Consider the following 26153-nt stretch of genomic DNA (forward strand, 5'->3'; position numbering starts at 1 on the left):
AAAGGAAAGGACATTAGCTTTTTATGACTAATGCCCTTGTTACTATAACTATTCGATTGATTGTATATATTATCCTCTAAATTTCGATTTTGTATTGTAGTAGATGAGCATGAGCGAGAAGATGATTAATAATATATACCCTACAAATGACAGAATGTCTGCGACTAGCACGATAAACTCTTCAAGAGCTCCCCCTCCATTGAATACGCCCACTAAGGCAGATCCAAGTAACGTGCTATTTAGCATTGCCAGGACAAAGCTTCCTAATAAGCAGTAAAGTAATTTCGCATTTTTAGTCAATGTGAAAACACCTCCTTATGCTATTTTATTAGAGAACAGCACAGAAGGTTACACCCCTTAGATAAACGCTAAGCTTTGACAATAGACTGCATCACTTTCACACAATGTTCACAAGGTACTCCCTTAATACATTTCGATCCTCAGGGAAAGTAAGCTCCAGCTCATGTATTTCATCTAGAGATTTCCAGTCAATCTCATAAATCAGGTTGTCAGGATCTTGGATAGTTTTTGTCCCACCAACTAGCTCGACTAAAAAATAATGCACCTCAATGGAGATATTGGCTTCCTCATAGCTTCCCTTTTTTACCTGAAGCTCCTTAACAATCTTGACCTTGTACCCTGTTTCCTCTTCAATTTCTCGAATACAGCATTCCTCAAAGGACTCATTGTTTTCTCTTCCCCCAGAGGGTATTGACCAAGTTTTCTTTTCATCAGGCTTCCCTTGCAGTACCATCAAAAGCTGGCCCTTTTCATTAATGCAAACACCTGAAGCACCCTGCCATTCTTGCATATTGATTCAGCTCCTTAATACAGCCTATTTACTTAAGGATTCTTCTTTCAAAATGGAAATTCCTTTTTACCATATAGAACCTAAGGATGCTATTTTGTTTCACTCATTGCATTTACCTTGAGAGAATTTATAGTAAAATAAATAGCCACCTGTTTCCCAAGCGGCTACTCTAGCTCCATCCGAGCATATTCATGTAATTTACCATCTTCTAGCGTATATTGATAGCTCACATTCGGATCGTTTTCAAAGATAACCTCTACTGCAAAATCATATGGAAAACTATAGAGATTTATATCTTTGTTCATCGTCCATTTCTGATTTGGATACTGTTCATTCAGCTTATTTTCAACTTTAATTAAAAAAGATTCATAGTTATGCGCTCGAATCATTGGGGCCGTTATTTCAACGGCTGCATACGCGATCAGTAAAGCAAGGATCGCTATATAGCTCCATTTACGCCAATTCTTTTTTAATAATAAGGCAACGATAAATAAAGCGATTAACGCAATGATAAAAACGATAAGCCGAAAAGCATTGAATTCCATATTTTTACTCCTTAACGCTAATCCGAATAAGACCCTCCCGGTAAAGTGAATAAGTACAATCCGTTATCTCCTCGTAACTGCCATCCTTCAAAATAGCTACTGTCATGGAATACTTCCAGATAGATATCGTCTTCAAATTCAACGACCAAATCCGATATCTCTTCATAATGCCAGATATTCGAGATGCTCTTCCCCATAAGAATCTTTTCAACATTTTTATGCGAATATTCTCCTGGTGCCAAAAGACAATCTGAATAACCCACGACCACGTCTCTAGAAACTCTTAATCTCCAAGGGCATTCCACGGTTAAATTTCCATTTTCAAAGGAAAATCCCAGTGGTTGTTTTTTATCTGTGTTTACCTCTGTAACCCTCTGACCTATAAAATATTTAAAATCTATATCACTTAGCTTTTTATACATGCTTCTTCCTCCCTAGGATTTTCTTTGGATGAAAAATACTATTCAATCACAATCGCCACCTGGACTATCTGGTGAGATATCGTACTTCTTTTTAGCGCTCGCATTATAATTACGCCGTCTTTGCTGTCTGATTTTTTCATATTTCCGTTCAATTGGATTCATGCGCTGCCATCTAATCCAGTGGTACACTTTTGTAATCACTTTTATAAGTAGCATATAACCAAAGCAAGTAGCAAAATAAGTAGCAATACACCACCGACACTTTTAAATAAGGCTTCCATCCAATCAAATCCTTTCTTCTCAATCCCCTTCATTTTATTTAAAATAAAGGAGAAACCTCGGGAGAATTTCCATTTCCGTCCACTTTATTATTACATACGGGGCTTTTATCTAGAAAGATTCAAATGGAATTTTTTTACTTATCCACATCATTGTATGAGGGGTTTCTTTTTGTTCATACTTAACATTATTTTTCTGCCAACATTGAATACTTTCGATAAGCTTTATAGTAGCTGCCCCCATAAAAAACAACCATAATAACCGGAAACAATCTTAAAAGAGCAAATGGAGTTTCAAAAATGAAGGCTTTCCAAAATAAGCTTCCCTCCATACTCCAAAGACCATCAGTTAAATATAAACCTGAATCCTTGTAGAGCATATAAGAAAATAGCAAAAACAGCATTCCAAGACCAGATGAATAGCTCATCAATCTTTTATAATAATTACGCTTTGATTGGCGATCCGAGAAAATTTCATTTTGATGATCATCTTCTTTTTGCCAATATTGAATTGAACCCATCGAGGAGCCTTTAATAAAAGTCCACCCAAAGTCTTCATAAATCCCTTTGTAATCCCTGAATTTCTCCTTCGCTAAATAATCTTGATAATCCAGTTTCATCACGTATCTCTTGTCGGTTTTTTCGAAAGTATATATCCCTAATCCACTAATATTTGTACAACGATAGCCTTTTTGTAATTGGTCGTTCAGCCATTGCTCCTCTTTTTCAATATCAAAAAACATCTTAACTTTCCTCATTGGATTCACTTCCTTCGTACAAGGATAAAATATGCAATAACCTGCTTTGTTCCATTTTCAAAATAGCATTTCCTTCATCAGTAATCATATAGACTTTTCTCCGCCCAGACTCTCCAACCGGTTCAATCCATCCATGCTTATTCAGGTTTTCTATCGCACCGTATAATGTACCAGCCGCCAAAATAACCGTACCGTTACTCAACTTTTCTATCTTCTGCATGGCAGCATAGCCATGAAGCGGCTCACGCAAGGCCAACAAAATATAATGCATCGTTTCAGACAGCGGTAATAATTTGTGCTTCATCTTCTCAACTCCTATTCAGTCCGACTATATAGTTCAACTTAATAAAAATATAATACAGTTCAACTGAATAGTCAATGATAATTCCAAAATTAGTAAAGGATACTTAAGGGAAAAGAACAATAAAAAACCGCTTCCCCTACGTAGGGAAAGCGACTCTTAGATAGACTTATTCAAATTTAAGGGTCTTTCACATGCAAAAGACGCTTAACAAAACGCATATTATTAATTGATTATTTCTTCCGTTTATCTAAATAGAAAGATACTATAGCAGAAATACATAGTGCCGCTATCAACGTCCATGCATTGAAAAACAAATGATTTGAATAGGGATTAAGATACCCAATTTCATCTTCAAAATAGGGTTGCGCCGTTAAATTGAAATCGATTACTCGATATGCAGTGTAACTAACTAGAATTATAGATAAAAATGTGTAACCCATAATAAAATGTTTTCTATTGACCTTGTATTTACTATGAATAGATTCGAATACAAAGATCATTGCAAATAAAAAATAAGCAATAATCGGCATTGGAAAAACTATAAAAAATAAAGCCGGATTCCCATTGCTCCACATTGCATTACTACCGTCTGGATTGAAATTGAATGTATATAGCTGTACAGTCTGAATTGCCAAGATTGTGATTATGCCTGAGAATAGGACACTCCCATTGAATATCAAAAGCATAATTTTGCCTCCATCAATTTTTTCTGTCCAAATTTTACTTATCAGGTGAATGCCATTGTTTTCCATGTTGTTTCGGCAATAGTTTTCTCCATAATTAGTTCAGCAAGATAAGAGCATATTTATTCCAGAAAGACAGCCTCCCACCTCAGTGTTCCAAGTAATTAGCTAGATTAATATAAGCGAAGATTTTTCGGTTAAACAAAGAAAAATCCCCAATTTTCACGTTTTTTAAGGCAATAGACGGAATTTCTCCTTCTATTTTTGATATTTTTCACCTTATTTTCTAATTAAGCGGAAATTTTCCTGTTATTTTACTGATAGGGCACTTACCTGAACGTCAATCGTTTAGAGCGCACTTCCAGATCTTCATTTTCGCGCTATTTGCTGATTCTACAAGTCTTTTAAACTCTTTTTTTAGAATCCCCTCTATAAAACGGATGATTATGTTGGCTACAACCGAATAAATAGCAGCCTCCTTCAACGTAAATATCGATTTCATATGGTGGTACATAGCCTTTTTTCAGGTTCTTGAGCAGGCCTGTTACTTCCTCGCGCCATTCCTCTAATTTTTGGATTTGTTCATTTTTATCTTCTTCTGACCAGTCAATTTCTTTTTGTACCTCTTCCACCTCTTGCTCAATATTAGCCAATGTATGCTTTTGGATTTTCATAAGTTCTTCTTCTTTTCCTAATCGATACAACACGTAACTATAACGTTTCACTATATAAGGGGATGGAAAAGTTATACCCCATTCTTTTTCAAAACCTTCTTTAGCGTTTGTGAACTCACCCAGCTCAATCCATAAATCAGCAGCTTCACTCCACCCGATAAAATCATCCTGACTTTCATCCCATTGAAGTAATATGTCCTTAGCTTTTATATCATTTGCTTGAATACGACAATGAATTTCCATTATTTGGATGTAACTTGACATTTTAGCACTTTCTTGAAAATAATTAGCCGCCTCTGTCCATTGTCTTTTCTTGGCATACAGTACACCAAGATTATGAATAATGGATGGAATACGATGTTTCTCTAATACTTTATGTAAGTGTACTTCCGCACGAGGTAAATCGTTTTTCCTTAAGTAAATTTCAGCAAGTAGCGCGTGAGGAAAATGATGATTAGGCCCTAATTCCACAGCTTCTTCGGCTAATTTTTGTCCCATATTTAAATCTTCTTCTTCATTTAAATAGAGCCATGCTAAATTGTGTAGATTTTCAACTGAACGCTCCTGTTCAACTAATTGTTTCATCCGCTTAAAAGCTTGTTTATACTCATTTCCTTCAAAATAGGCTAAAGCTTGTATCATAACTATCTCCCCTCTTCTCAAAGTGCAATCATATCTCTCCTGCACTTTCAGCTTTTTTAGATTTAATTATGACTAAGTTTTTTCACGTTAGAGAATAGAAAATAAATAAATTCTGCAATTGCATAGAACGTAATAAACGTTATAAATATATTTAAATTCTCCCCAAAGGAAATAGCCCATAACCATCCCGGCCATCCAACCTATTAGTACCGTAGCAATATGTTTTATTCTGTTCTGAAAATAAGTCAAAAAAATACCCCTTTTCATTTTTACTTACATCAATTATCAATAAACTGTAAAATCCAACGCTCGCCCGTTACAGAAAAAGGCACAATTCATTTCAAGAATTGCGCCATAAGGAACCTTTCAGTATCATTACCACCTGTTATTATTCTTATAATTTTTTGTATGAAGGTACACTCTATTATCGATTGATGCTCGTGTACCTATGAAGCTCATAATCGCCACTAAAATTCCAAAGAAAACAAACGCAGTTCGATAATAACCTTGGAACATGGCAACAAAGGACGCTACCATCAAAAAAATCATAATCCCGATTATTATTAACTGTCTTTTTCCCCTTTTCTTTTCTTCCATGTCTCAACCCCCAATCCCTCGGTAATATTGCACTTTTTTTATATGTATTATTTTACCATAAACCAATAAGAACACTACTACTCAACGAGAAAGTCTTATATGTACTGGATTTTGGTTGATTGTATCCTTTAAGAAATACTCCGTAAATATTTCTCAATTTTCATTGTTATATTTTCTTCGCTCATTTCTCCCAAAAACTATTTAAAGAAGTTTTTTATTGCATCCATGCGGATTTTAGATTCGCATGCTTCGCAACGAAAAATCTTATTTGTTCGCTCCTTGAATAGTTTATATTTTAGCGTACCCTCACTTAGTCTGAATGTTCTTCTACAACTACTGCACACGATTTCATAGTAAAACATAGTTCTCCTCCTAGTGACACTTTACTTTTTAGTTGAACTCTCAAATTGTAACCAGTTCGTTAGAATATTTCTGAAGTCCTTTTCCTCTTACATTACTTTTTTTAAATGCATTCGTATCCTAAATTAAGCATCTTTCTAGGAGTAAAATAAGCGGAGATTTTTCGGTTATTTGCAGAATTGAGCTGGAATGAGGCTAAATAAGGGAAGATTTTCCGCTTATTCAAAGGAAAATCCCCAATTTTCATGTTTTTTGAGAGGATAAGCGGAATTTCTCCTTTTATTTTTATCATTATTCACCTTATTTTCTAATTAAGCGGAAAATTTCCTGTTATTGATAATTACTTTTGATTTTAAATAAAGAATGAACGCAATTTACTTTAAAATCGCGCCCAATCGGTGAATCTTACGAAATGCATTTTCTGGCTTATAACAATTTATTTTCCTCGAACCTTATTTGACACTGTGAAAAACAAATGATTTATTTTCTAAAGTAGCTTGTTCAAACTCCCAATCTCCATAGACTTTGATTTGTGAAAAGCCTACTTTTTGTAAGGATTCATAAATGGTCTCTTGCGTCCGAAACTTTAGCTGCATTTTTTCGCGAATGACTACTTCACCTGTATGTACTTTTTTCACAGTTTCATAGAACGTATAAACATCATCTACGAACCCCTCGTATTCAGTCCAAATCTCAAGCGATTCGCCGCTCGCCTGATCAGTTGCAAAATCAGGTGTTTTATCCTTTTCCCACTCTTCCCATACTTTTGCTGCTGGGTTTCGTGTGTCAAAAATAAAATGACCCCCCGGTTCTAAAGCTCCATAGACATCTAATATGACCTGCTGCCAGCTTTCATCAGTTAGAAAGACTTGGGCAACATTCGCTGTCATGATAACGGCGTCAAATTCATTTGCTTGTAAATTTGAGCTATCACCAACAATCCATGTCACTTCACCCGGATACTCCTTGTTTTTCGCATACGCAATTGCTTCTTCATTCGGGTCAATAGCTATAATGTGATAGCCTGCTTTAGCAAAGTGCTTTGTCAATCTTCCTGTGCCACAACCCAAGTCGGCTATTTTTTTAACATTTAACTTCTTTAACAATGCCATAAAGAATTCATCATCTTTTGCCCATCTATTAACCTGGTCATATACTAATGGAATCATATATTCGCCTACTTTCAAATACTTCAGTACCTATCAAATGTTATTTGTTTAGCCTCTAAAACTAGCTGTATTTACTTTTTATTAAATTCGGCTACCACATAAAAATTTCCTGCAAATCATGACTAGATGGTTAGCGTAATCATTACTTCACGACCGGCGACTTCAATCTAAAATATGCCACATGTCAAATATTTTACTACCTTATTTTGCTTTCAATATCAAATTAGGGACTGCCTTTATATAGATCAGCTCTCCAATTAACTCCATTATCGTTTGCGTTACAATTACAGCAGCTGCTATCGTTGCCCAAGACTCGGGTAAAGCTAATGCCAATGGAAGAACAACAAGGGAGTTCCTTGTCCCAGTACTAAAAATTAGCGCTCTGCCTGCATCAACATCCAGTTTGAAGGTCATTACGATAACTCGAGAAACTATGGGAGTAATGACTAAAAACAAAATATATATAGGAATTACGCGTACAATTACATCAAAGTCACTATATACCTTACCAATTTGTGACGCGACTACAGCTATTAATACTAATGCCATAAACGGCACTGGCAGCCATGCTGTATACTCTAAAACTCTATCTCCTATTGCCTTCTTTTTAGCCCACAATTGCGTAATCACAGCCACTATTAATGGTACAACTATTAATAATAGAAATGCTTCTAAAAATGGCTCTATATGAACGATTCCCACCATATCTTTCCCTATAAATAACCACAGGTATAGTGGCAGCAAAATCATTTGCAGGGCGAACAAAATTGGTGTAAAAGCTAGCATTAGTTTCTCATTTCCCTTACCTAATTGCGTAAAGACAATTACATAATCTATACAGGGAGTTAGCAAAACTAGATAAACACCCAGTAATACAGGTGTAGACTGAGGAAATATCATGGTCAAAATCCAAACAATGATAGGTACGGCTATAAAATTTCCGATTAGTAATGCTGACATGAATCTAAGATTTGTCATTGCTTCTCGTAGTTTTAAGAATGGAATTTGAGCGAACATTCCATACATGAGCACGGCAATAAGTGGTGAGATAGCCCACTCTAAACTGGCTCCTATTTTCTCATTTGATAGACCTATTATTAAGCCAAGAATTATAGAAAATACATAGATCCAAATCTGCTGATTTTCTAAATTTACCCTAGTGATTTTCACTTCTTAACCCTCCCTAACTTATGAGGTTTTTAAATCATGTAGAAAATACTTTTCCTCAGGTTATTAATACACGATGAATACTTTTCACAGTATAACATGGCCGTTTTCTTTCTCTTAAAAATCACATTATTGATAGATATGGATTTGCTTTACTCAACCAGCTTTCCATTTTCAATCCCACTATTTACCTCTCCTCTCTCATGTTCGATAAAATCAAAAATGTTTGATTTTCACTAAATTGTTGACACACATATTAGTAAATACTAATATGATAGTATGAAAACATATTAGTTTCAGCTAATATGAAAGGAGTCAAACCATGCAAAATCAAACATCCAATTTTGATATGAAGATGAAACTAATTCACGGTTTTTCTAATAAAACAAGAATTCAAATTCTGGAATGTATTAAAGAAGAAGAAAAAACTGTTAATCAAATTGTTGAAGAAATAAAAGGAAGTCAATCGAACATTTCACAGCATCTTGCGTGTTTAAAAGGCTGTGGAATTATTGTCGGTAGAAATGAAGGCAGATACATGTATTATAGTTTGCGAAATCAGCATATACGAGATTTATTATCTATGTTTGATGTAGTACTAGAAGATGTAGAAAACGACGTTGCTTGCTGTGATCGTCACATAGATTAGGGAGGACAATTCATTGGCAGAAAAATGTTGTAGTTCAAATATAGAAGTTAAACCTATTGAAAATAGCTGCTGTACTTCTACTGTAAAGTCTGAGAAATCAAGTTGCTGTTCCGAAAACAAAAATTCAGGAAATAATTCGATATCCACTTTAGATGGAGAAAACTCAAGCGGTTGCAGCAGTAGTAACTCAAAGAAAGAATCAGAAGAAGAAACCAGTTGCTGTAGTAGTAAAGAACAAGCACCAATCAATACATTTACGAATTCAATCTCTTCAGTTGAAAATGTGACATATCGAGTGAATGGAATGGATTGTTCATCATGTGCAGTAACAATTGAAAAAGGTTTAAGTAGACTGAAAGATATCATAGAAGTAAAGGTAAATTTCAGTTCAGGCAAAATGCAAGTAGTTGCAAGTAACACTAATGCGCTGATACCCATTGAAACGGAGATTCAAAAACTTGGATATTCCGCTAACCCTATAACTCAGAATAAAAAACTGAAAACATATAACATCGAAGGAATGGACTGTGGTAGTTGTGCCAAGAGTATTGAAAATCATTTAAATACCCTCCCCTCCGTTAAAAATGTTAGTGTCAATTTCTCTACTGGAAAAATGAAAATTGAACATGATAGTAGTGTGGATGATATTATCTCAGAAGTCTCCAAGATCGGTTATAAAGCTTCCTTACTGGCTAAGAAGCATTCTAATCAATCTCTACAAAAACCTAGAAAAGAGTTTAATTTAGTCATTTTTTCTGGAGTATTAATTGCATTTGGTTTTGTTGGATCATTGATTAATATTTTTCCAATGCTTTCCACAATTCTCTATGCTATTGCTATAGTGATGAGTGGTTATAAACCAGCTAAGAGTGCATTCTATGCAATCAAAAGTCGATCACTTGATATGAATGTACTTATGTCAGCTGCAGCAATTGGTGCTGCTCTAATTGGAGAATGGTTAGAAGGTGCAACTGTCGTTTGGTTATTCGCAGTCGGTACTTACCTTCAAAATAAATCAATCGAACGCACAAGGGATTCCATACGTAATCTGATGGATCTGGCACCTCCTGAAGCATGGGTTAAGATTGGCACTGAAATTATTAAAAAACCAGTTGAAGAAATAAATGTTGGTGAGACAATCGTTGTTAAACCGGGTGAAAAGATTCCTCTAGATGGGGTAATCATTCTTGGAGAAACAAGTATTAATCAGGCGCCAATCACTGGAGAATCCATTCCTGTGGATAAAACGATTGACGATTCTGTCTATGCAGGTACAATCAATGAGCACGGTTCAATTGATATCAAGGTTACTAAGTTAGTTGAAGATACAACGATTTCAAAAATTATTAACCTTGTTGAAGAAGCTCAAGAACAAAAAGCACCCACAGAAGCGTTTGTCGATAAATTCGCTAGCATATATACTCCAATTGTCTTTATCTTAGCATTGGGCATTATGGTACTACCTCCCCTACTTGGCTTTGGAACATGGGGAGAATGGTTTTATAAAGGATTAGAATTACTTGTTGTTGCTTGTCCTTGTGCTTTAGTTATTTCTACTCCAGTTGCTATTGTGTCAGCGATAGGTAACGCTGCAAAAAATGGTGTCTTAATAAAGGGCGGTACATTTTTAGAAAAAGCTGGTACCATAACTGCCATTGCATTCGACAAAACTGGTACTTTAACTGAAGGAAAGCCTAAAGTAACTGAAATAAAATCGGTAAATGGGTCAGAAGAAGAGTTATTATCAATTGCATTTACTCTGGAAGAATACTCCACACATCCTATTGCAAGTGCGATCGTTGACTATGCAAATCGAAATGGGATAAAGCGATACAATGGAGATTCATTCAAAAACATTGTAGGTAAAGGCGTTCAAGCTACCATTCAGGATGAAATTTACTATGCTGGTAATCCAAAGTTATTTGAAATGCTACCTATTTCATTAGCAGATATAAAAAAACATGTTCAAGAGCTACAAACTAAAGGAAAATCTGTCGTAATAATTGGAACACAAAATAAAGTCATAGGAATTATTGCAGTTTCTGATACAATACGTGAAACCTCAGCTTCTGCATTACAAAATTTAATACAAAATGGCGTTAAGCAAACCGTCATGTTAACAGGGGATAATGAAGGAACAGCTAAGCTAATTTCTTCAGAAGCAAATGTTAATAGATATTTCGCAGAATTATTACCAGAGGATAAAGTAGATGCCATCAAGAAATTACAAAATGAAGGCCATAAGGTGGCAATGGTTGGGGACGGTATCAATGATGCTCCTGCACTCGCGACAGCAGATTTAGGTATCGCTATGGGTGGTGCAGGTACAGATACAGCAATGGAGACAGCAGACATTGTATTGATGGCTGATAATTTAGAAAAGCTTCCTCATACTATGAAATTAAGTAAAAAAGCATTAAGGATTATTAAACAAAATATTTGGTTCTCCATTTTTATAAAAGTTGTGGCACTAGTATTAATTTTCCCTGGATACCTTACACTTTGGATGGCCGTATTAAGTGATACAGGTGCTGCATTAATCGTTATTTTAAACTCAATCAGACTGCTAAAATTCAAAGAATAATTATTGTGTGAGATGTTTCTTTATATTAGAAACATCTCATTTTTCACTTACTCTCTTTGACCCTTTTAAATAGTAAATTTGTGGATTTTACAATTTATAAGTTCTTCAACGCTTCACGTTTACTAAGCGGCTTTAAATCGTTTGAGGCAACAAACTCTTTAACTAATAAGGGGTTCGTTTTTGCGTATTCTCTCAATGCCCATCCAATCGCTTTTTGAATAAAAAACTCCTTACTATCTGCTCTATAGAGAATATATTGAAACAGTCGGTCTTCATCTGTTCCCTTCTTATATTTCAATTGATAGAGTATGGCCGTTCTTTGTAGCCAAAAGTTCTCATCCTTAATCCAGCAATCTGCATATTGCGAAAGTAGCTCTGGATAAGCTTTAAACATATGCCCCATTATTTGTGGAGACAGCTCATCCACTGTATCCCACCAAGATTTGTTCTCTATTAAAGAGCTTAACCATTCCATATCCTCAGGAATGAGCGTCTTTTTTACTTGTGAAAGTATATCGAGAGCTGCTTTTTGATACTCTCTTTCTGGAAGCTCCCATAATGCAAAAATTACATCTGGCAGATTTTCTTTTGACGGGCTACCAAACTCCTTTAAAAACTGTTTTGTTAGCTTTCTACGTATAGGTGTGCGAATCCCTAAAAAGTCAAATTGATTTCTCATATAATTTTCCGACCAACTAGCATAGACCGGATCAATATGCTCGGAATACAGCTTTTTAAGCTCCTCTACATACTGTTGATTGTTAAGATTTATGTTGTTCCTCATCATTTTCTTCTCCCATGCTACTATAAATAACTTCTTCATTAAGCCTTATCATAATCTAAACTGAATATCCTTGTAAAAGGTACCTTCCCAAAACTCCTCTCATAAACTAGTAAGCAAACAAAGGAGTGAATACCATTATGCATAGTCCACGTAATCAGAATCACAATTTAGCGGTACCCCCTGGTCAATATAAGTATTCTAATCATTTCCCTCAAGTCATGCAGCAGTTATCGCCTACTTATACAGTGGCTACAGAACCCGTTTTCTTTGACCATTTACTTATGAATGTAGGAAAATCCATTCGTGTCGTAACATTAAATGATACTTTGGAAGGAACACTTTCAGGAGTAGCAATCGATCATATACAGCTTACAATCGGTGAAGAGCACTATCACATTCGCATTCAACATATTAGTTATTTTGTTGGGAAGCCTTAAGCCAGCTATTCAAGTAAAAAGGATACTACAGCTGTAAATACGAGCCATAGTATCCTTATAAATTATTTAAATTAAGATAGCTTGAATTGTTGTATTAGGCTGTTTAATTCCATCGCTAATTTTGCAAGCTCTTCTGAACTAGCTGCAACTTCTTCCATTGCGCTGCTAGTTTGTTGTGTTGAAGCGGATGTTTGCTCGACACCTGCAGCTGATTCTTCTGAAATTGAAGCAATCTCCTCGATTGATGAATTCATCTCTTGGCTAGTGGATTTAATGCTGATTAAGCTATCGCTAACCGTTTGGATTCTTTCTACCATCACTTTGACAGAGTCACTAATTTTTTCAAATGTCTCGCCTGTTGTTTTCAGCTGTGATGCGCCCTTTTCAACTTCTGTATAGCCCGTTTGTAAAGCGTTTGCCACCTCTGAAGAATCTGTTTGTATTCTTCCAACGATTTGCGTGATATCCGATACGGATCTTGCGACTTGTTCAGCAAGCTTTTTTACTTCCTCTGCCACCACTGCAAAGCCACGTCCATGCTCTCCAGCACGTGCTGCCTCTATTGCTGCATTCAGAGCTAATAGATTTGTCTGTTCAGCTACTTCTCTTATTACAGTAACTAACTGTGTGATTTCGTTTGTTTGCACATCTAATTGCTTTACTTTTTGCACAGAGCTATGAACAATTCGGTCAATATTCGTCATTTGCTCAATTGATTGCAGCATTAACTGTGAACCGCCTTCTGTTAGCTGTAATACTTCGTTAGATGTCTGATGGATTCGTTCACCATTTTCGTTTGCTTCTTCTACCTTTTCCACATACGTCCCCATTGAAGAAGAAAGATCTGATGCGTGACTTGCCTGAGATTCAGTGCCTGAAGCAATTTCCTCCATTGTTCTTGCAACTTGCTCTGCACCTTCTTTTACTTCATTTGCTGATTGTGTTAGTTCCTCACTGTGCCCAGTAATCAGCTGTGAGGCCTGAGAAATATTTTGGATCATCTCTTTTAACTTCATTTGCAGGCTATTTAAGCCGTTTGCCAGCTGGCCAGTCTCATCCTTAGATGTAATCTCGAGTTCACTTAGAGTTAAATCCCCGTCAGCGATATAGGCCATTTGTTCTGTCACTTTCTTTATAGGTCTTGATACGTGATTTGCAAAAAACCAAATAATGAGAATGCCAATTACTAAAGTAACTCCGATGATAATCAGGTTTAACTGAAGTATTTCATTTGCTGGCTGGTTAAAATCAACAATATAAGTACCTGCAACAACTACCCAGCCCCACTTAGGGAAGGCTTTTGAGTACGTTACTTTTTCTTCAACCTGCTCTTGGTTACCTGGAAGCGGGAAATGGTAATAGGTAAAGCCTCCACCATTCAAACCATTTTCGATGAATTCCTGCGCATAATTGTTGCCATTAACATCCTGCTTATCCCAAAGATTTGTTCCTTCACTGTTTGGATGAGCAATCATATTTCCCTCGTTATCAGAGATAAATACATATCCATTTTCACCTAGGTCCAGGTTTTTGTTTATCGGTCTTGTGTTATCTGCCTGCATCTCACCAAGGATAGCTACCTTCACTTTTTCCTTCGCTTCATCTAGTGAAAGGTCACCATTTTCAACTTGTTCGTTTAGAACGTTCATCAATTCAATGGTATATTCAACACTATTTTTTAGATTCGTTTCACCCAATTCACTTAAACTACTACTACTCTTCTGATAGCTGAAGAGTCCTAGGATAATCAACGGAATCGTTAATAGTAAAATAGAAACAGTAAGAAGCTTTTTCTTTATAGATTGCTGGGTAAATAAAGATTTAATATTGGATTTCATTTAGAAACATCCTCATCACTTTTATTAGTTCTTCTTCATATTCGACATTTTATAACAAAATTTTCTCTCTCGTACAATTCCAGATTATATTCCTACTAGACTAAAAACACAATAACTATATTAATGGAAAATAATATTTTTCATTATAAAAGAACCCCTCCTTCAGTCTTGGATAGATTGAAGGAGGGGTTCTCTCAAAGGTTTTATTCTATTTAACCATACATCTTATGGTGGAGCTGCTTTAACTCTCTATTAATCAATTCTCGAATACTCGAATGCTCGTTTTTAAAGCCGATTATAAAATACAAAGATTTTAGGAAGTTGGTTATGTTAAACTTAGTTCGAAAATATCGATTTGAGAAGCCTTCGTTAGAGTAAATCGCTTCAAGATCATTTAAAATTTCATGAATCCATTGCAGCAATATACTTTCATCCACATTCTTTTCAAATAATGCCTCGATGATGAAAACTAGCCGTTCATCTTCTTCATTAATATATGTAGCGTTCTTTAGTAAGCAGTTTTGGATTGCCTTTAAAATCCTTTTAGATTCATCTATTTTAAAGTTGGGGTGCTTCACTACTGCAACTAATAAGTCAGCACCGTGAGCTATGCTATGAGCCCACCCTTTCACTTCTACAAAACCTCTTGTATCTAGTTCACTTTCTAAGTAAGCTACACTCCTACTCAATACATATCTAAATTTTTCATCGGTTAATAGCTTTAGGTCCCTATCTTTATAAAGGAGTCCCACCAGAACTAAAGCGGAAAACGATCTTGTAAAGACCGAGTCTGTGTTTTCCTCACCAATCTTATAAAATAAATGATTGTCATCTAGACAAGAGTCAAAGAGATAATGAACTTGTTTAGGAGTTAGTAATTCTTCATCAATCATCTTCATAAATGTTGGATAAATGAGAGCATCTCTTAACTCTGCATCACCAGAGCCAATATGCTTTAACATAGCCTCAAGCATTAAATCCACATCATCTATTTTTGATTCCTTAAGCCGTACTTTTAGTCTTGAAATTTCTTCACGAACGATCATAAAAATTCCTTTAACCTCTCTAAATTCTCCTCTAGAAATACTGCATTCTTTTCTATCCCGCGGCGTTTGCACCATCCTACACTGTTGAAGGCGTCAGTGAATAAATAAAATGGCAAGACGACATCTAAATCGATGAGTGGCCTGATTGTTTGATAGCCTTCCTTAAAGGCTTGATACAGAGACGGGTCAAAGCTTAAAAAATCACGATACAACTTAGTGAAGTCGATTTCTGTGGAGCCAAATCGGACACTCTCAAAATCAATCATGCCTGCAACCTTATCACCATCAACAATAATATTGGCTGGTCTAAAATCCATATGTACAAAGCTTGGACCATCTGGAGCTGGAATTTGCTGCTTCATCTCTTCATATTTCTTTATGGATTGCTTGTAAATCCCCTCATCTACTACCTCTTTTACATCCTCAGCAAAGCTATAAAATTGCTTTTCTATAAACTGAGACCAGTTTAAAAATTCGTTTTGTATACCCGTTAACTCTTTTCCAGCTGGCGGCTCGATTGTATGCATCGTAGCTTGAAGAACGCCAACTTGATACGAAGCAGCTGGTGATACATCAGTTGTTAGTGGCTTCCCCTTTAGCTCAGACAATAACAAGGCACCGGGACACTCTTCATCCCCAGACCAATAATCTAGTAATTCAGGAATGGCAACTCGCCCTTTTAATATTTCGTACGCTTCAAGCTCTCGCTGATACTTCAATCTTGTGTAAGGTATTTTTAAAAAGAGATTTTGACCATTCAGTAAAGTAATTTTATAGACTGTGGAGCTATGAGAATCCTCCACCTCACTCATAGAAGAAAACTGCAAACCAAATTGTTCAACGACACGATTTAGCAACGAACATACCTCCTTTTTCGAATCTGCTCTTTTCTTGCTTCGATATATATTCAACAAAAAATTCACTAGTCCTGCACAAGCATCCTCAACATGACAAAAATGTCACTTTACATGCTCTTACATCACTGGTTGATGGGCAGATTAGTATATATAGTAAATAAAGGCGAAGGAGGACGAAGCAAATGACTACAATTATACAAACAAAAAATTTATCCAAGGCTTATGGTGAAACTGAGGTCTTAAAAAGTATCGATTTAACAATTGAACAAGGTGAATTCACTGCGATTATGGGTCCTTCCGGCTCAGGGAAAACAACCTTGATGAATACTCTCTCCACAATTGATAGCTTTACCGGTGGCGAAGTATGGATTGAAGGAAATTCACTTTTAGATATGAAAAAGAAATCTTTACGAGAATTTCGTCAAAAGCGAATGGGCTTCGTTTTTCAGGACTACAACCTGCTTGATACCTTGACGGTGAAAGAGAATATTTTATTACCTCTTTCATTGCAAAAAACACCTGTTGCTGAGATGGAAGAAAGACTAGGGAGACTAGTTGAAGCGTTAAATATTGAAGACATTTTAAACAAATATCCTTCTGAAATTTCTGGAGGGCAAAAGCAAAGGACTGCAGCAGCAAGAGCGATTATCACCAATCCAGCGATTGTCTTTGCAGATGAACCAACAGGTGCTCTTGATTCCCGCTCTGCTACACAATTACTCGAGCAAATCCAATTCTTAAATAATCTGTTTAAGACTACAGTATTAATGATTACTCATGACCCATATGCAGCAAGCTATTGCCGTCGTGTTGTATTCCTTCGTGATGGAAAAATTGTGAATGAGATGTTCAAGGGAGAGCAATCTGAAAAAGAATTCTTTGACCACATCCTAACGATCCAAAGTGCCCTAGGTGGTGAAAGACGTTGAGCTTGATTGATTTATCTTGGCGAAATATGAAACGGAACTTCCGTTTATATACGATTTACTTTATCTCCATGCTTGTTGGAGTAGTGATTTACTTCACCTTTTCAGGGTTAATGTATAACAAGGATGTTGTAGCAGCGATTCAAAATAAAGAAAACTACCAAACGGTTATTTTAATTGCTTCTATTATCGTTTTTCTATTTATTGTTTTCTTCATCTTGTATGCAAACTCTTTTTTCATGAAGCAAAGAAAAAAAGAATTTGGTATGTATTTACTTTATGGAATGAAGGAACGTCAAGTTGCTACGATGGTATTCTTTGAAACATTATTCTTGAGTGCATTTGCTGTTGCCGGTGGTATCTTAATCGGTGGACTACTTTCTAAATTTTTCGGAATGGTTTTAATGAATTTAATGCACTACAATGACGACATTTCATTTGCTTTTCCACTGAAGGCAATTCTTTCAACTATCCTGATATTCGTTTTATTAATTGTGATTATTACGATTCAAAGCTATTTTAATGTTCGTCGTGTACAGCTAGTTGAATTATTTCATGCAAAGGAGAAAATGGACAAGCCGTTTAAATTTTCATTTATCCTAGCGATTCTTTCAATCCTGTTAATTGCAGGGTCCTATTATACAATCACTCTATCTGGACACACAGAGTTATGGTCAGAGCATTTTAATCTAGTTTTAATCGCAACAACTGCGGCATTGATTATCGGAACGTATTTATTTTTCCGCCAGTTTTCAGGTTGGCTATTGCAAAAAATGAGCGAAAGGAAAAATTACTTATTTGGCAACAAAATGCTGTGGATTTCCTCCCTTCGTTTTTCGATTCGAGGAAATACTATCAACTTTACGTTCAATTCACTCATTAGTGCAGTGGTTATTTTCGGGGTTGGTTTTATCGCGGTAGACTACGCTGTGAAAGCTGATGTCGTAAAAAAAGAATTCCCTAATCATTTTGTTTTTTCAACACCAAATGAAAATGCTCTTACAGAAGTTGAAGAGATAATGAATGATGCCCATCCGATTCTTGCACATGAAACGATTACTGGTATTCAAACAGAAAAATTTACAGATAGAACACCCTTCTATAGTTATCCTGAATATTACACAGAGGAGTTTTACCTTTTCCCTGAATCTCAACTAAATGCGATTGTGGATTTACGTGGAGTAGGCGATAAAGTAAATATGCAGGAAAACGAGTCGATTCTATTAACAAGAGGCATTGATGATCCTACTAAATATTCGGACCTTACAATTACAGTTTTAGAAAATCAAGAATTTGAGGTAACGGAAAAAATACGTTATCCATTGTTAAGTATTCCGACGAATCCTGGAGGAGATACAGGGCCTCAACCGTCTGTACTTGTTATTTCAGACGAGGTATTTGATTCTTTAAAGGAAAATAATGTTCTTTCCTCTTATGAAGTCTATCAAATCGAGGATCCGAATACATCTAATGAAGAATCTCGTAAAATACACAAGATTATAACTGGAACTGAGGGAGCTTATTATTCAGCTTATGTAGATGAATATTCAACAAATACAGAATCATCCTCATTAGTTCTGTTCTCTGTTGCCTTTTTTGCAGTCATTGCCTTGTTTGCTTTAGGAAGTGTTATTTACTTCAAACAGCTCCGAGAAGCAACAGAAGAAAAAGAACATTATGCCATTCTACGAAAAATGGGTGTTGAAGACAAAGAGCTAAAAAAGATAATCCGTAAACAATTACTGTTCGTATTCTTACCACCATTACTGCTTGGATTGGCCCATAGCTGGTTCCTTTTATACTATACGGTAATTCAAGTAATACAGGATTTACCTTCCCTCACGACTATTATTTTCTCTGTCATGGGCTTATATGTTTTAACGTATTTTATCTTTTATATTTCATCAGCATCGATTTACTACAAAATTATCAACGAAAAGAACACGCGATGACTACTCATCGCGTGTTTTTTGTCTTATTAAATATGGATCATGATTTTTCGGAAAGTGAATTGTGAATTCTGTGTAGGAGCCCATCTCAGATGTACAAGTGATAAAAGCTCCGATTTTGTTCGATAAAGCTTGCGCTAAATATAGTCCCATCCCCGTTGACTTGGAATGAGTGCGCCCGATTTCTCCAGTAAATCCACGGTTAAAAATTCGTGGGAGGTCCTTCTGGCTAATCCCGATTCCATTATCTCTTATTAGTAGCTGCTTCTCCTTGGCGGTTTCATTTACTGTTATCGTAATCTCTCCACCATTACCGGTATACTTTAAGCTATTTGTTAGTAATTGATTGAGTATAAATTGCAGCCATTTTGCATCACTTTGAACCTTTAGAGATTCAGCCTTCAGTTGAATTCGAATTTTTTTAGCAAAAAAGGTTTTTGAATGGGATTTAATAAGCTCTTTTGCAATCTGGATAACGTCACAATTATGAATATCATAATCCTGATTAAAGCTATCCAGCTTCGCATAGTAGAGAGCCTGATCGACATAGTTTTCTATCTTTCCAATTTCTTCTCTTAAGCTATCTCGATCCATATCCGTTTGCTGTAAGAGACGTAGAACCGCAATTGGTGTCTTAATCTCATGAAACCAAGAAACGATAAAATCATAGTGATCCTCTTGCTTATTCAAAATCTCATTCTTGGCACGAATATGCTCTCTTTTCAACTCATCGATATATTGTTTGGCGAAGTCCCCTTCTAGTGAAAGTGGTTCGTAGTCATCAATCTTCATTTGCCGAATTACACGTACATTTTGTTGGTAGCGTAATAACAAGAAGCCTATTAGTAGAAGGCAAGAAAGAAGGAAAGCATAGAAAAAGGTTCCCCATTTCCAACCATCATCATTAGCAGCACTATATACCGCAGATGGAATTAAGGTCCCTAAAAAGTACAAGTAGATATACGGCTTTTCATAGGAAAGAAAACGAAGGATACTCATTCGATTAAATACCCCATTCCCTTCCGAGTAACGATGAAATCCTCAAGACCAAAAGTGGCAATCTTTCTGCGTAATCGATTCACATTGACCGTTAAAGTATTATCATCAACAAATTGGTCTTCATTCCACAGAGCCTGCATCATATCCTCTCGCGACACGATTTTCCCTATGTTCCGCATCATTAACTGTAAAAGGATAAATTCATTGCGGCTCAGCTCTGTCATTTGACCCTCATACTCAATCGTTGAATTCGTGACGTTTAACTTCAAGCCTCGATGGATGAAACGAACATTTGCATCCTCCTGATAGGTATATTTTCGACGCAGCAATGCACTAATTTTAGCAACCAGAATTCCTAAATCAAATGGCTTCTGGATGAAATCGTCGCCACCCATATTTATAGCCATGATGACATCCATATTTTGATTTCTCGACGAAAGGAAAAGTATCGGCACCTTCGAAACATTACGTATTTGCTGGCACCAGTAAAACCCATCAAAGACAGGGAGATTAATATCTAATAAAACAAGATGGGGCGCTGTTTTCTCAAATTCTGATAGGATGTTGTCAAATTGCGTCACTTCCACCACATCATACTGCCACTTTTTTAAGGTATCTGCGACGATGCTTCTGATCTTTTCGTCGTCTTCTATCAACATGATTTTGTACATGAAATCCCTCGTTAACTAAATAGTTTGTGCTTTTATTTTAGCATAAGTCACACTCGGGATACTTTCAGCTGGCATTGAAGGTAGTAAAATCAGGCATTAACAAAAAGAACGTCAATTCATTCCGAATTAACGCCCTTCCCCAATTTAATTTCAATTTCATTCGTTTAGTAGTACGCGCTTTTTGCTGACGATGATTTATCAATAAAATGATGCCAGCTTGAATAGTCATGGATAATACAAGAAGGATAAAATGCGTAGATCCAAGACCAACCCATGAGAAAATAAGAAAGCCGGCGCAGCCGAAAGATACGAGATATATTGGTTTTTAGCTGCTATATAAACGATTGTTGAAACACATGTCGTTACCAATAGAACCTCTAATACCCTTCTTATAAAATAGAAATCAATCGATAATCAATAGGGTACTTCATTTCATTTAGTATCGTCATTATTCTTATTCCCTTTCCGATATGTAAATAGTTTGTTTTTCTAGTAGTCTCTGAATGCTATTTCGTTAAATCCAATTCATAATGATAGAATTCTCCATCCCTTTCATATCCCTGCTTTTCATATAAACGTTGAGCAGTGAAATTGTCTGCAGCTGTACTTAGACTCAAGCTTTTTGCGCCTGTTTCAAGGGAAAATTCCTTTGCTTTGTTTAATAGCTTCTCACCTACACCTTGCCCCCTTGCCTCTGCCTCGACATATAGATCATTTAAAATCCATGCTCTTTTCATAGAAATTGACGAAAACGTTGGATACAGCTGCGTAAACCCGAGCATTTTTTCATCATCCTTAGCCACAAATATGACAGAATCCTTGTATTTAAGACGATCGTTTATGTAAGCCATAGCACCTTCTAAGTCTGACTCCTGCTTGTAAAACATTCGATATAAGTTAAACAAATGTGCTGTTTCCACTAAATCTTCAATTGTTGCTTGGTATAGCTTCATTAGAATCCTCCTTAAAATTAGCTCTTAGTTTTCAGCAATTTTATAGCTTTTTAACCACTCATCAATAACTTCGAAGTACCGCTCATTCTTCCACAATAATAATGTATCTAGTTCACTGGTTTGCTTGATAGAGTATTGAAAGAAACAATCTGCTATAAAATAAGCAAGTCTTGAATAACCAAATGTAACGCCACCATTGATGGAAAACCATTCTTTAAAAATTTCTATACTTGTTTTTCCATTATCTATATCATTTGCAAAGCATCTTATAATTTTCTCTCGGTTAGCCTTCGCAAATCCTAGCCATTCGTCTCCCTCATTATCGTAAGAGAAATAGATAGATTCCTTTAGATCAGGGATAATCTGTCTTGAAAAATGGGTAGCTGCTCCTTCTTGCAATAACGTGATAAAGGGATGCGTCCATTGTATATTTTTCCACTCTATTTGATGGGCATCCGAAATTATGTTATGTGCTGCATGACCAAATTCGTGTGCAATTATCACCCGCAATGGATTTTCCTCAAAAGAAAGCCGCTCCATCGCAAAAGTTAAATCGGGAATGATTTCTCGATGTGTATAAGCATTAGATCCATATGCGCCAATTATTAAATTGACCGAGACCGGGAACTCTATTTGATATTTCTCTTTATAGTGCCCTACTACTTCCTCTATTAAATCTTTGATAGAATGGTGTACCTTTTCAATGGACTCCCAATCATCAGCGTATTTCTCAATGGCTTTGTTTAACCGCTCATCTGTATCCTTGCAATGATATAAAAAATAGGTGTTAAATATTTGAGGGTACTTAGCGTAATATTGCCTTAGCAGATCTAAGCTTAATTCTTCTGGGAAGGCCGAGAATGTGTCAATGATTTTCAAAACTTATTCCTCCTCGTGAAAGCCAGTACTTAAATAACTTCCACATTAAGTGCGTGAATCCTTCCTGTCATTTATGAGCTCTAGATTTGGTTGCGCCGTTAAAAATGCTCAAAATTAACGAACTACCGGCAATAATTCCAAATAGATTCGAAGTGTACATTCGATTCAACCAGGTATAGATTGTGATGGCTAAATTATTGGACGGTATCTCGATTTTTAGTACAAAACTCCATAATGGTACGGCAAAAGCAAGGACAATATTAGGAATGAATACACACCAAAAGAGTGATGGATTCAGATTAATCGTCCATTTTCTAACTAAAATAAGTGAAATATACAATCCATAAAGCAGAGCAATTATCGGTTTCGACCAATACATATACGTAGCATCAAAAGTGTCAGCTACATGTCGTTGAATTTGGTTTTCAATATTAAAAACAATGATTGTCAAGATGATTAACCCCACAAGCCAACCAAGCTTCCACAAATAACCAGACCATTTTCTCACTATAACTTCCCCCTCATAACACATTAGCTGTACAGGCATAATTGTATTACGTTTAAAATTACAAAAAGTTCCAAATTTTTGGTATAAATTGAAATTTTAATGTTTGGAGCAGGAGGAGTTTATAGATTAGATACTGGAATTGGCAATGTGTCTGGTAAATTTGCGAAGGTGTCCGGTAAAACGAGAATGTCCAATAAATTTGTGAAAGTGTCCAATAAACTAATAGATGTTGTCTATAAGAATTAAAAAAGCATTGATTCATCTGCAATCAATGCTTTTCATTAATATTCTGTATGTAATCATTTATAATCGGTAAATCAGGCGGACTTATATTAGGAGGGAGTTCATTCAAAATAAAGAATTTCAATTCCTGGACTTCACTTTCATCGATTGTTAATTCACCATGAAAATCCTTGCATATATATGCTGCAACAACACCGTATACCTCGTCACCGTGAGGATATTTATAGTAGAACTGTTCTCCTGAATACATATTAAATAATTCAAGTGCGTTAGCAACTAAACCTGTTTCTTCAAACAATTCTCTTTTGGCTACCTGTTCCAAAGTCTCCCCTAATTCTAATGAGCCTCCAGCTAAACCCCAGCATTTATTATCCTGACGAAGCTGTAATAATATCCTATTTTCTTGATCTAATAAAATGACACAAGCTCCAACCATTATTAGCGGCCTGCTTCCAACTAACTTTCTTAACTCCATTATGTAGCCCAAAATATATCCCCTCCCAATAGCTCTATACTTCTTACACTATTCACTCCCTTCAATCCCCCTCCAACAAGAATCAATATTGGTAATTTTTCCATTCAATCGTTGTATTTGCATGTAAATAGGGAACACTAGAAATAGGAGTGATTCTATGAACACAATTATTTACTTCCTTTTAGCTTTCGGATATTTTGTTCTTTTGATTTGGGGGTTAGCCCTTTCAAAAAATAACCTGTGGAATTTAACAAACGTACTTTTACTCGTTATTGTCGGACTCGTTTATGATAATTTAATTATTGCATTAGGCAAATTTATTGGCGAAGGAGAGCTACTTAAAGGATTAAGCTACCCAAGATTCTGGTTACACGCCCTCTTTACGCCAACGCTCATTCTTTTTGCTTGGAGCATTTGTAATAAACTTGATTTACCATGGGCTAAGAAGACGCATTGGAAAGTCATCTTCGGTTTCCTAACGATTGGGTTAATTCTTTATGAACTCCTTACTTCTGTTATGAATCTTGAATTAAAAGCTAACCATGAAAACGGTGTTTTAAACTATGAGAGTATTGAATCCACTAGTCCAGTAATGGTTATCTTCGTTACGCTAGTACTCCTCATTGTCGGTATCATTTTATTAAAAAAGTTCCACTTCCCTTGGCTATTAATCGGAACCATTATTATGATATTAGGTAGTTTATTAGCGATATGGATGAAGACCTTCCCAATCATGAATATATTGGAGATTCTTTTGATTACCTCATTAGTTTTGACAAAACAGCTTCAAGTGAAGGAGTCCAAAATAGTAGGTTAACATCCTAGAAAAGAATCGTCTAAATTTAGAGGATTCTTTTTTAATTGGATTTATATCTACTTTATATTGAATGTAGATCCATCAATTACTTCAATATCGTCACGTTTTTTTATTTCATTCATTAAAGTAAATAGAGCTTCATCCTTCTTTTTTGCTTCAATCATACAATCGATTTGTGGAACTGTTCCTTTGATTTCTTTTAAAAACCTAAAAAACATATCAACATCTACATAATCTGAGTGATGTCGAAATTCAGCAAGACTTTTAGGACTAGAAATATGCATTTTGATGGGCAAAGGTGAATACTTCCAAGTTGCTATAACACGCTCCCAATTCTCTTCCCATTGTTCGTTATAATGGTGAGCAAGATGGTGATGATAATCAAATACAAGTGGAATTCCTAGCTTCTCACATAAATACAGCGTATCATCCAACGTAAATGATTTATCATCATTTTCAAGCATAATCATCTCTTGGATGCCCCTAGGTACATCCATCCAATTATCAACAAAACGCTCTAACGATTTCTCTGTTTCCTGATATCTTCCGCCAACATGGAGTACACAACGATGAGTAGGATTAATTCCCATACCATTTAATAATGATTTGTGTAGTTTCAAATTTTTAACTGAATTAATAAACACTTCTTTTTTGTCAGAGTTCAGAACAACAAAATGGTCGGGGTGAAAATCTATTCGTATCCCTTTATTTGTTGCGTATTCACCTACTTCTCGAAGCCTATCTTTAATTGGGGTGATGTAATCCCAATCAAGTAATGCTTCATGAGTAGCTAACGGAATTAGACGAGAAGTTAAACGATAAAAGTGAATTTCATGAAAAACATTATGCTTAAGTAGCCTGAGCGTGTTCTCTAAATTCGTTAGTGCAATTTGTTCTAATTTTCGAATTGCCGCTTCACGATCATCAATTTTTTGAAAATTGGTAAAGGTCATCGTTTTAGAAGGCGAAGCATTCTTAAGTTCCATACTCATGGCAACATAGCCTAATCGTATAATTGTCATCTTTCCACCTCTAACATAGTATGGAGGTTTAAGATTGGTGGTAACCATTTTTAAAATAGGAAATCAGAACTAAATATGTGTAAGCAACAGGCTTTACTTATCAGCT

The 26153-nt window shown here is 35.8% G+C and carries 28 protein-coding genes; 6 read left to right on the forward strand and 22 right to left on the reverse strand.

The genetic code is table 11. The annotated features are described in order from the left end of the window. Positions 1 to 69 precede the first annotated feature (69 nt). The 11 genes from BJ095_RS02440 to BJ095_RS02495 form a co-directional block, all read right to left on the reverse strand. On the reverse strand, positions 70 to 300 hold the full coding sequence (locus BJ095_RS02440) for a hypothetical protein (RefSeq protein WP_107931847.1): 231 nt from the start codon (positions 298 to 300) through the stop codon (positions 70 to 72). Between the two features lie 97 nt (positions 301 to 397). Further along, positions 398 to 811 (reverse strand): NUDIX hydrolase, encoded by a 414-nt coding sequence (locus tag BJ095_RS02445; protein ID WP_107931846.1) that lies wholly within the window; start codon positions 809 to 811, stop codon positions 398 to 400. Positions 812 to 975: 164 nt separating this feature from the next. Continuing rightward, entirely contained in the window at positions 976 to 1356 is a 381-nt protein-coding gene (locus tag BJ095_RS02450; RefSeq protein ID WP_107931844.1) for a hypothetical protein, read from the reverse strand. Positions 1357 to 1373: 17 nt separating this feature from the next. Beyond that, the gene (locus BJ095_RS02455; RefSeq protein ID WP_235867551.1) at positions 1374 to 1778 is read right to left on the reverse strand and encodes a DUF6188 family protein; all 405 of its coding nucleotides are present in this window, start codon (positions 1776 to 1778) and stop codon (positions 1374 to 1376) included. Between the two features lie 466 nt (positions 1779 to 2244). Continuing rightward, on the reverse strand, positions 2245 to 2814 hold the full coding sequence (locus BJ095_RS02460; protein ID WP_107931842.1) for a DUF2812 domain-containing protein: 570 nt from the start codon (positions 2812 to 2814) through the stop codon (positions 2245 to 2247). Further along, positions 2801 to 3118, reverse strand: coding sequence for a PadR family transcriptional regulator (locus BJ095_RS02465; RefSeq protein ID WP_107931840.1), 318 nt, complete (start codon positions 3116 to 3118; stop codon positions 2801 to 2803). The genes BJ095_RS02460 and BJ095_RS02465 overlap by 14 nt, the downstream gene beginning before the upstream one ends. 230 nt (positions 3119 to 3348) lie before the next feature. After that, positions 3349 to 3804: a hypothetical protein gene (locus BJ095_RS02470; RefSeq protein ID WP_146223191.1), complete on the reverse strand. Its 456-nt coding sequence runs from the start codon at positions 3802 to 3804 to the stop codon at positions 3349 to 3351. A 401-nt stretch (positions 3805 to 4205) separates the two neighbouring features. Further along, positions 4206 to 5117: a tetratricopeptide repeat protein gene (locus BJ095_RS02475; protein ID WP_107931836.1), complete on the reverse strand. Its 912-nt coding sequence runs from the start codon at positions 5115 to 5117 to the stop codon at positions 4206 to 4208. A 375-nt stretch (positions 5118 to 5492) separates the two neighbouring features. Beyond that, positions 5493 to 5714 carry a hypothetical protein gene (locus tag BJ095_RS02480; RefSeq protein WP_107931834.1) on the reverse strand — a complete coding sequence of 74 codons (222 nt, stop codon included), beginning with the start codon at positions 5712 to 5714 and terminating at the stop codon, positions 5493 to 5495. Positions 5715 to 6526: 812 nt separating this feature from the next. Continuing rightward, positions 6527 to 7243, reverse strand: coding sequence for a class I SAM-dependent methyltransferase (locus BJ095_RS02490; protein ID WP_107931830.1), 717 nt, complete (start codon positions 7241 to 7243; stop codon positions 6527 to 6529). 201 nt (positions 7244 to 7444) lie between these two features. Beyond that, the gene (locus tag BJ095_RS02495) at positions 7445 to 8413 is read right to left on the reverse strand and encodes an arsenic resistance protein (protein WP_107931828.1); all 969 of its coding nucleotides are present in this window, start codon (positions 8411 to 8413) and stop codon (positions 7445 to 7447) included. A gap of 319 nt (positions 8414 to 8732) precedes the next feature. On the opposite strand from BJ095_RS02495, the gene BJ095_RS02500 reads away from it, so the two are divergent. Both BJ095_RS02500 and BJ095_RS02505 read left to right on the forward strand, forming a co-directional pair. Continuing rightward, complete coding sequence (locus tag BJ095_RS02500; protein WP_107931826.1) at positions 8733 to 9059, forward strand: ArsR/SmtB family transcription factor; 327 nt, start codon at positions 8733 to 8735, stop codon at positions 9057 to 9059. 55 nt (positions 9060 to 9114) lie between these two features. Next, the gene (locus BJ095_RS02505; RefSeq protein WP_107932001.1) at positions 9115 to 11643 is read left to right on the forward strand and encodes a heavy metal translocating P-type ATPase; all 2529 of its coding nucleotides are present in this window, start codon (positions 9115 to 9117) and stop codon (positions 11641 to 11643) included. A 94-nt stretch (positions 11644 to 11737) separates the two neighbouring features. Here BJ095_RS02505 and BJ095_RS02510 read toward each other — a convergent pair whose 3' ends face one another. Further along, a complete protein-coding gene (locus BJ095_RS02510; protein ID WP_107931824.1) occupies positions 11738 to 12427 on the reverse strand; it encodes a DNA alkylation repair protein in 690 nt (229 codons plus the stop codon). A gap of 137 nt (positions 12428 to 12564) precedes the next feature. Between BJ095_RS02510 and BJ095_RS02515 the strand changes: the two genes are divergently transcribed. After that, positions 12565 to 12864: a DUF2642 domain-containing protein gene (locus BJ095_RS02515; protein ID WP_107931822.1), complete on the forward strand. Its 300-nt coding sequence runs from the start codon at positions 12565 to 12567 to the stop codon at positions 12862 to 12864. 71 nt (positions 12865 to 12935) lie between these two features. Here BJ095_RS02515 and BJ095_RS02520 read toward each other — a convergent pair whose 3' ends face one another. From BJ095_RS02520 to BJ095_RS02530, 3 genes are all read right to left on the reverse strand, one after another. Continuing rightward, the gene (locus BJ095_RS02520) at positions 12936 to 14702 is read right to left on the reverse strand and encodes a methyl-accepting chemotaxis protein (protein WP_107931820.1); all 1767 of its coding nucleotides are present in this window, start codon (positions 14700 to 14702) and stop codon (positions 12936 to 12938) included. 212 nt (positions 14703 to 14914) lie between these two features. Beyond that, positions 14915 to 15748 carry a DUF2785 domain-containing protein gene (locus tag BJ095_RS02525; RefSeq protein ID WP_181417936.1) on the reverse strand — a complete coding sequence of 278 codons (834 nt, stop codon included), beginning with the start codon at positions 15746 to 15748 and terminating at the stop codon, positions 14915 to 14917. Continuing rightward, entirely contained in the window at positions 15745 to 16605 is an 861-nt protein-coding gene (locus BJ095_RS02530) for a phosphotransferase family protein (protein WP_107931816.1), read from the reverse strand. Before BJ095_RS02530 ends, BJ095_RS02525 begins: the two co-directional genes overlap by 4 nt. 182 nt (positions 16606 to 16787) lie before the next feature. Here BJ095_RS02530 and BJ095_RS02535 point away from each other — a divergent pair, with 182 nt between their 5' ends. Both BJ095_RS02535 and BJ095_RS02540 read left to right on the forward strand, forming a co-directional pair. Next, positions 16788 to 17534, forward strand: coding sequence for an ABC transporter ATP-binding protein (locus BJ095_RS02535; protein ID WP_107931814.1), 747 nt, complete (start codon positions 16788 to 16790; stop codon positions 17532 to 17534). Further along, complete coding sequence (locus tag BJ095_RS02540; protein ID WP_202973766.1) at positions 17531 to 19483, forward strand: ABC transporter permease; 1953 nt, start codon at positions 17531 to 17533, stop codon at positions 19481 to 19483. The genes BJ095_RS02535 and BJ095_RS02540 overlap by 4 nt, the downstream gene beginning before the upstream one ends. On the opposite strand, the gene BJ095_RS02545 is transcribed toward BJ095_RS02540, so the two are convergent. The 6 genes from BJ095_RS02545 to BJ095_RS02570 form a co-directional block, all read right to left on the reverse strand. Beyond that, positions 19484 to 20479, reverse strand: a complete 996-nt coding sequence (locus BJ095_RS02545; RefSeq protein WP_107931812.1) for a sensor histidine kinase — start codon at positions 20477 to 20479, stop codon at positions 19484 to 19486. It abuts the gene before it with no gap. After that, the gene (locus BJ095_RS02550) at positions 20476 to 21150 is read right to left on the reverse strand and encodes a response regulator transcription factor (protein WP_107931810.1); all 675 of its coding nucleotides are present in this window, start codon (positions 21148 to 21150) and stop codon (positions 20476 to 20478) included. The genes BJ095_RS02545 and BJ095_RS02550 overlap by 4 nt, the downstream gene beginning before the upstream one ends. Before the next feature lie 506 nt (positions 21151 to 21656). Further along, positions 21657 to 22103 carry a GNAT family N-acetyltransferase gene (locus BJ095_RS02555; RefSeq protein ID WP_107931808.1) on the reverse strand — a complete coding sequence of 149 codons (447 nt, stop codon included), beginning with the start codon at positions 22101 to 22103 and terminating at the stop codon, positions 21657 to 21659. 24 nt (positions 22104 to 22127) lie between these two features. Beyond that, positions 22128 to 22982 (reverse strand): hypothetical protein, encoded by an 855-nt coding sequence (locus BJ095_RS02560; protein WP_107931806.1) that lies wholly within the window; start codon positions 22980 to 22982, stop codon positions 22128 to 22130. A gap of 67 nt (positions 22983 to 23049) precedes the next feature. Further along, positions 23050 to 23490: a hypothetical protein gene (locus tag BJ095_RS02565; protein WP_107931804.1), complete on the reverse strand. Its 441-nt coding sequence runs from the start codon at positions 23488 to 23490 to the stop codon at positions 23050 to 23052. Between the two features lie 268 nt (positions 23491 to 23758). Continuing rightward, positions 23759 to 24220: an NUDIX hydrolase gene (locus BJ095_RS02570; protein ID WP_107931802.1), complete on the reverse strand. Its 462-nt coding sequence runs from the start codon at positions 24218 to 24220 to the stop codon at positions 23759 to 23761. Positions 24221 to 24365: 145 nt separating this feature from the next. Between BJ095_RS02570 and BJ095_RS02575 the strand changes: the two genes are divergently transcribed. Further along, on the forward strand, positions 24366 to 25025 hold the full coding sequence (locus BJ095_RS02575) for a hypothetical protein (RefSeq protein WP_107931800.1): 660 nt from the start codon (positions 24366 to 24368) through the stop codon (positions 25023 to 25025). Positions 25026 to 25081: 56 nt separating this feature from the next. On the opposite strand, the gene uvsE is transcribed toward BJ095_RS02575, so the two are convergent. Beyond that, a complete protein-coding gene (gene uvsE / locus BJ095_RS02580; protein WP_107931798.1) occupies positions 25082 to 26047 on the reverse strand; it encodes a UV DNA damage repair endonuclease UvsE in 966 nt (321 codons plus the stop codon). Positions 26048 to 26153: the final 106 nt, after the last annotated feature.

Source organism: Ureibacillus chungkukjangi (assembly GCF_003217295.1).
Classification (GTDB): domain Bacteria; phylum Bacillota; class Bacilli; order Bacillales_A; family Planococcaceae; genus Ureibacillus; species Ureibacillus chungkukjangi.

Bases quoted from the DNA above. Each gene is read 5' to 3' on its own strand.
- BJ095_RS02445 (WP_107931846.1), bottom strand. From the start codon at position 811: ATGCAAGAATGGCAGGGTGCTTCAGGTGTTTGCATTAATGAAAAGGGC.
- BJ095_RS02450 (WP_107931844.1), bottom strand. From the start codon at position 1,356: ATGGAATTCAATGCTTTTCGGCTTATCGTTTTTATCATTGCGTTAATC.
- BJ095_RS02455 (WP_235867551.1), bottom strand. From the start codon at position 1,778: ATGTATAAAAAGCTAAGTGATATAGATTTTAAATATTTTATAGGTCAG.
- BJ095_RS02460 (WP_107931842.1), bottom strand. From the start codon at position 2,814: ATGAGGAAAGTTAAGATGTTTTTTGATATTGAAAAAGAGGAGCAATGG.
- BJ095_RS02465 (WP_107931840.1), bottom strand. From the start codon at position 3,118: ATGAAGCACAAATTATTACCGCTGTCTGAAACGATGCATTATATTTTG.
- BJ095_RS02470 (WP_146223191.1), bottom strand. From the start codon at position 3,804: ATGCTTTTGATATTCAATGGGAGTGTCCTATTCTCAGGCATAATCACA.
- BJ095_RS02475 (WP_107931836.1), bottom strand. From the start codon at position 5,117: ATGATACAAGCTTTAGCCTATTTTGAAGGAAATGAGTATAAACAAGCT.
- BJ095_RS02480 (WP_107931834.1), bottom strand. From the start codon at position 5,714: ATGGAAGAAAAGAAAAGGGGAAAAAGACAGTTAATAATAATCGGGATT.
- BJ095_RS02490 (WP_107931830.1), bottom strand. From the start codon at position 7,243: ATGATTCCATTAGTATATGACCAGGTTAATAGATGGGCAAAAGATGAT.
- BJ095_RS02500 (WP_107931826.1), top strand. From the start codon at position 8,733: ATGCAAAATCAAACATCCAATTTTGATATGAAGATGAAACTAATTCAC.
- BJ095_RS02510 (WP_107931824.1), bottom strand. From the start codon at position 12,427: ATGAGGAACAACATAAATCTTAACAATCAACAGTATGTAGAGGAGCTT.
- BJ095_RS02515 (WP_107931822.1), top strand. From the start codon at position 12,565: ATGCATAGTCCACGTAATCAGAATCACAATTTAGCGGTACCCCCTGGT.
- BJ095_RS02520 (WP_107931820.1), bottom strand. From the start codon at position 14,702: ATGAAATCCAATATTAAATCTTTATTTACCCAGCAATCTATAAAGAAA.
- BJ095_RS02525 (WP_181417936.1), bottom strand. From the start codon at position 15,748: ATGATCGTTCGTGAAGAAATTTCAAGACTAAAAGTACGGCTTAAGGAA.
- BJ095_RS02535 (WP_107931814.1), top strand. From the start codon at position 16,788: ATGACTACAATTATACAAACAAAAAATTTATCCAAGGCTTATGGTGAA.
- BJ095_RS02545 (WP_107931812.1), bottom strand. From the start codon at position 20,479: ATGAGTATCCTTCGTTTTCTTTCCTATGAAAAGCCGTATATCTACTTG.
- BJ095_RS02550 (WP_107931810.1), bottom strand. From the start codon at position 21,150: ATGTACAAAATCATGTTGATAGAAGACGACGAAAAGATCAGAAGCATC.
- BJ095_RS02555 (WP_107931808.1), bottom strand. From the start codon at position 22,103: ATGAAGCTATACCAAGCAACAATTGAAGATTTAGTGGAAACAGCACAT.
- BJ095_RS02575 (WP_107931800.1), top strand. From the start codon at position 24,366: ATGAACACAATTATTTACTTCCTTTTAGCTTTCGGATATTTTGTTCTT.
- uvsE (WP_107931798.1), bottom strand. From the start codon at position 26,047: ATGACAATTATACGATTAGGCTATGTTGCCATGAGTATGGAACTTAAG.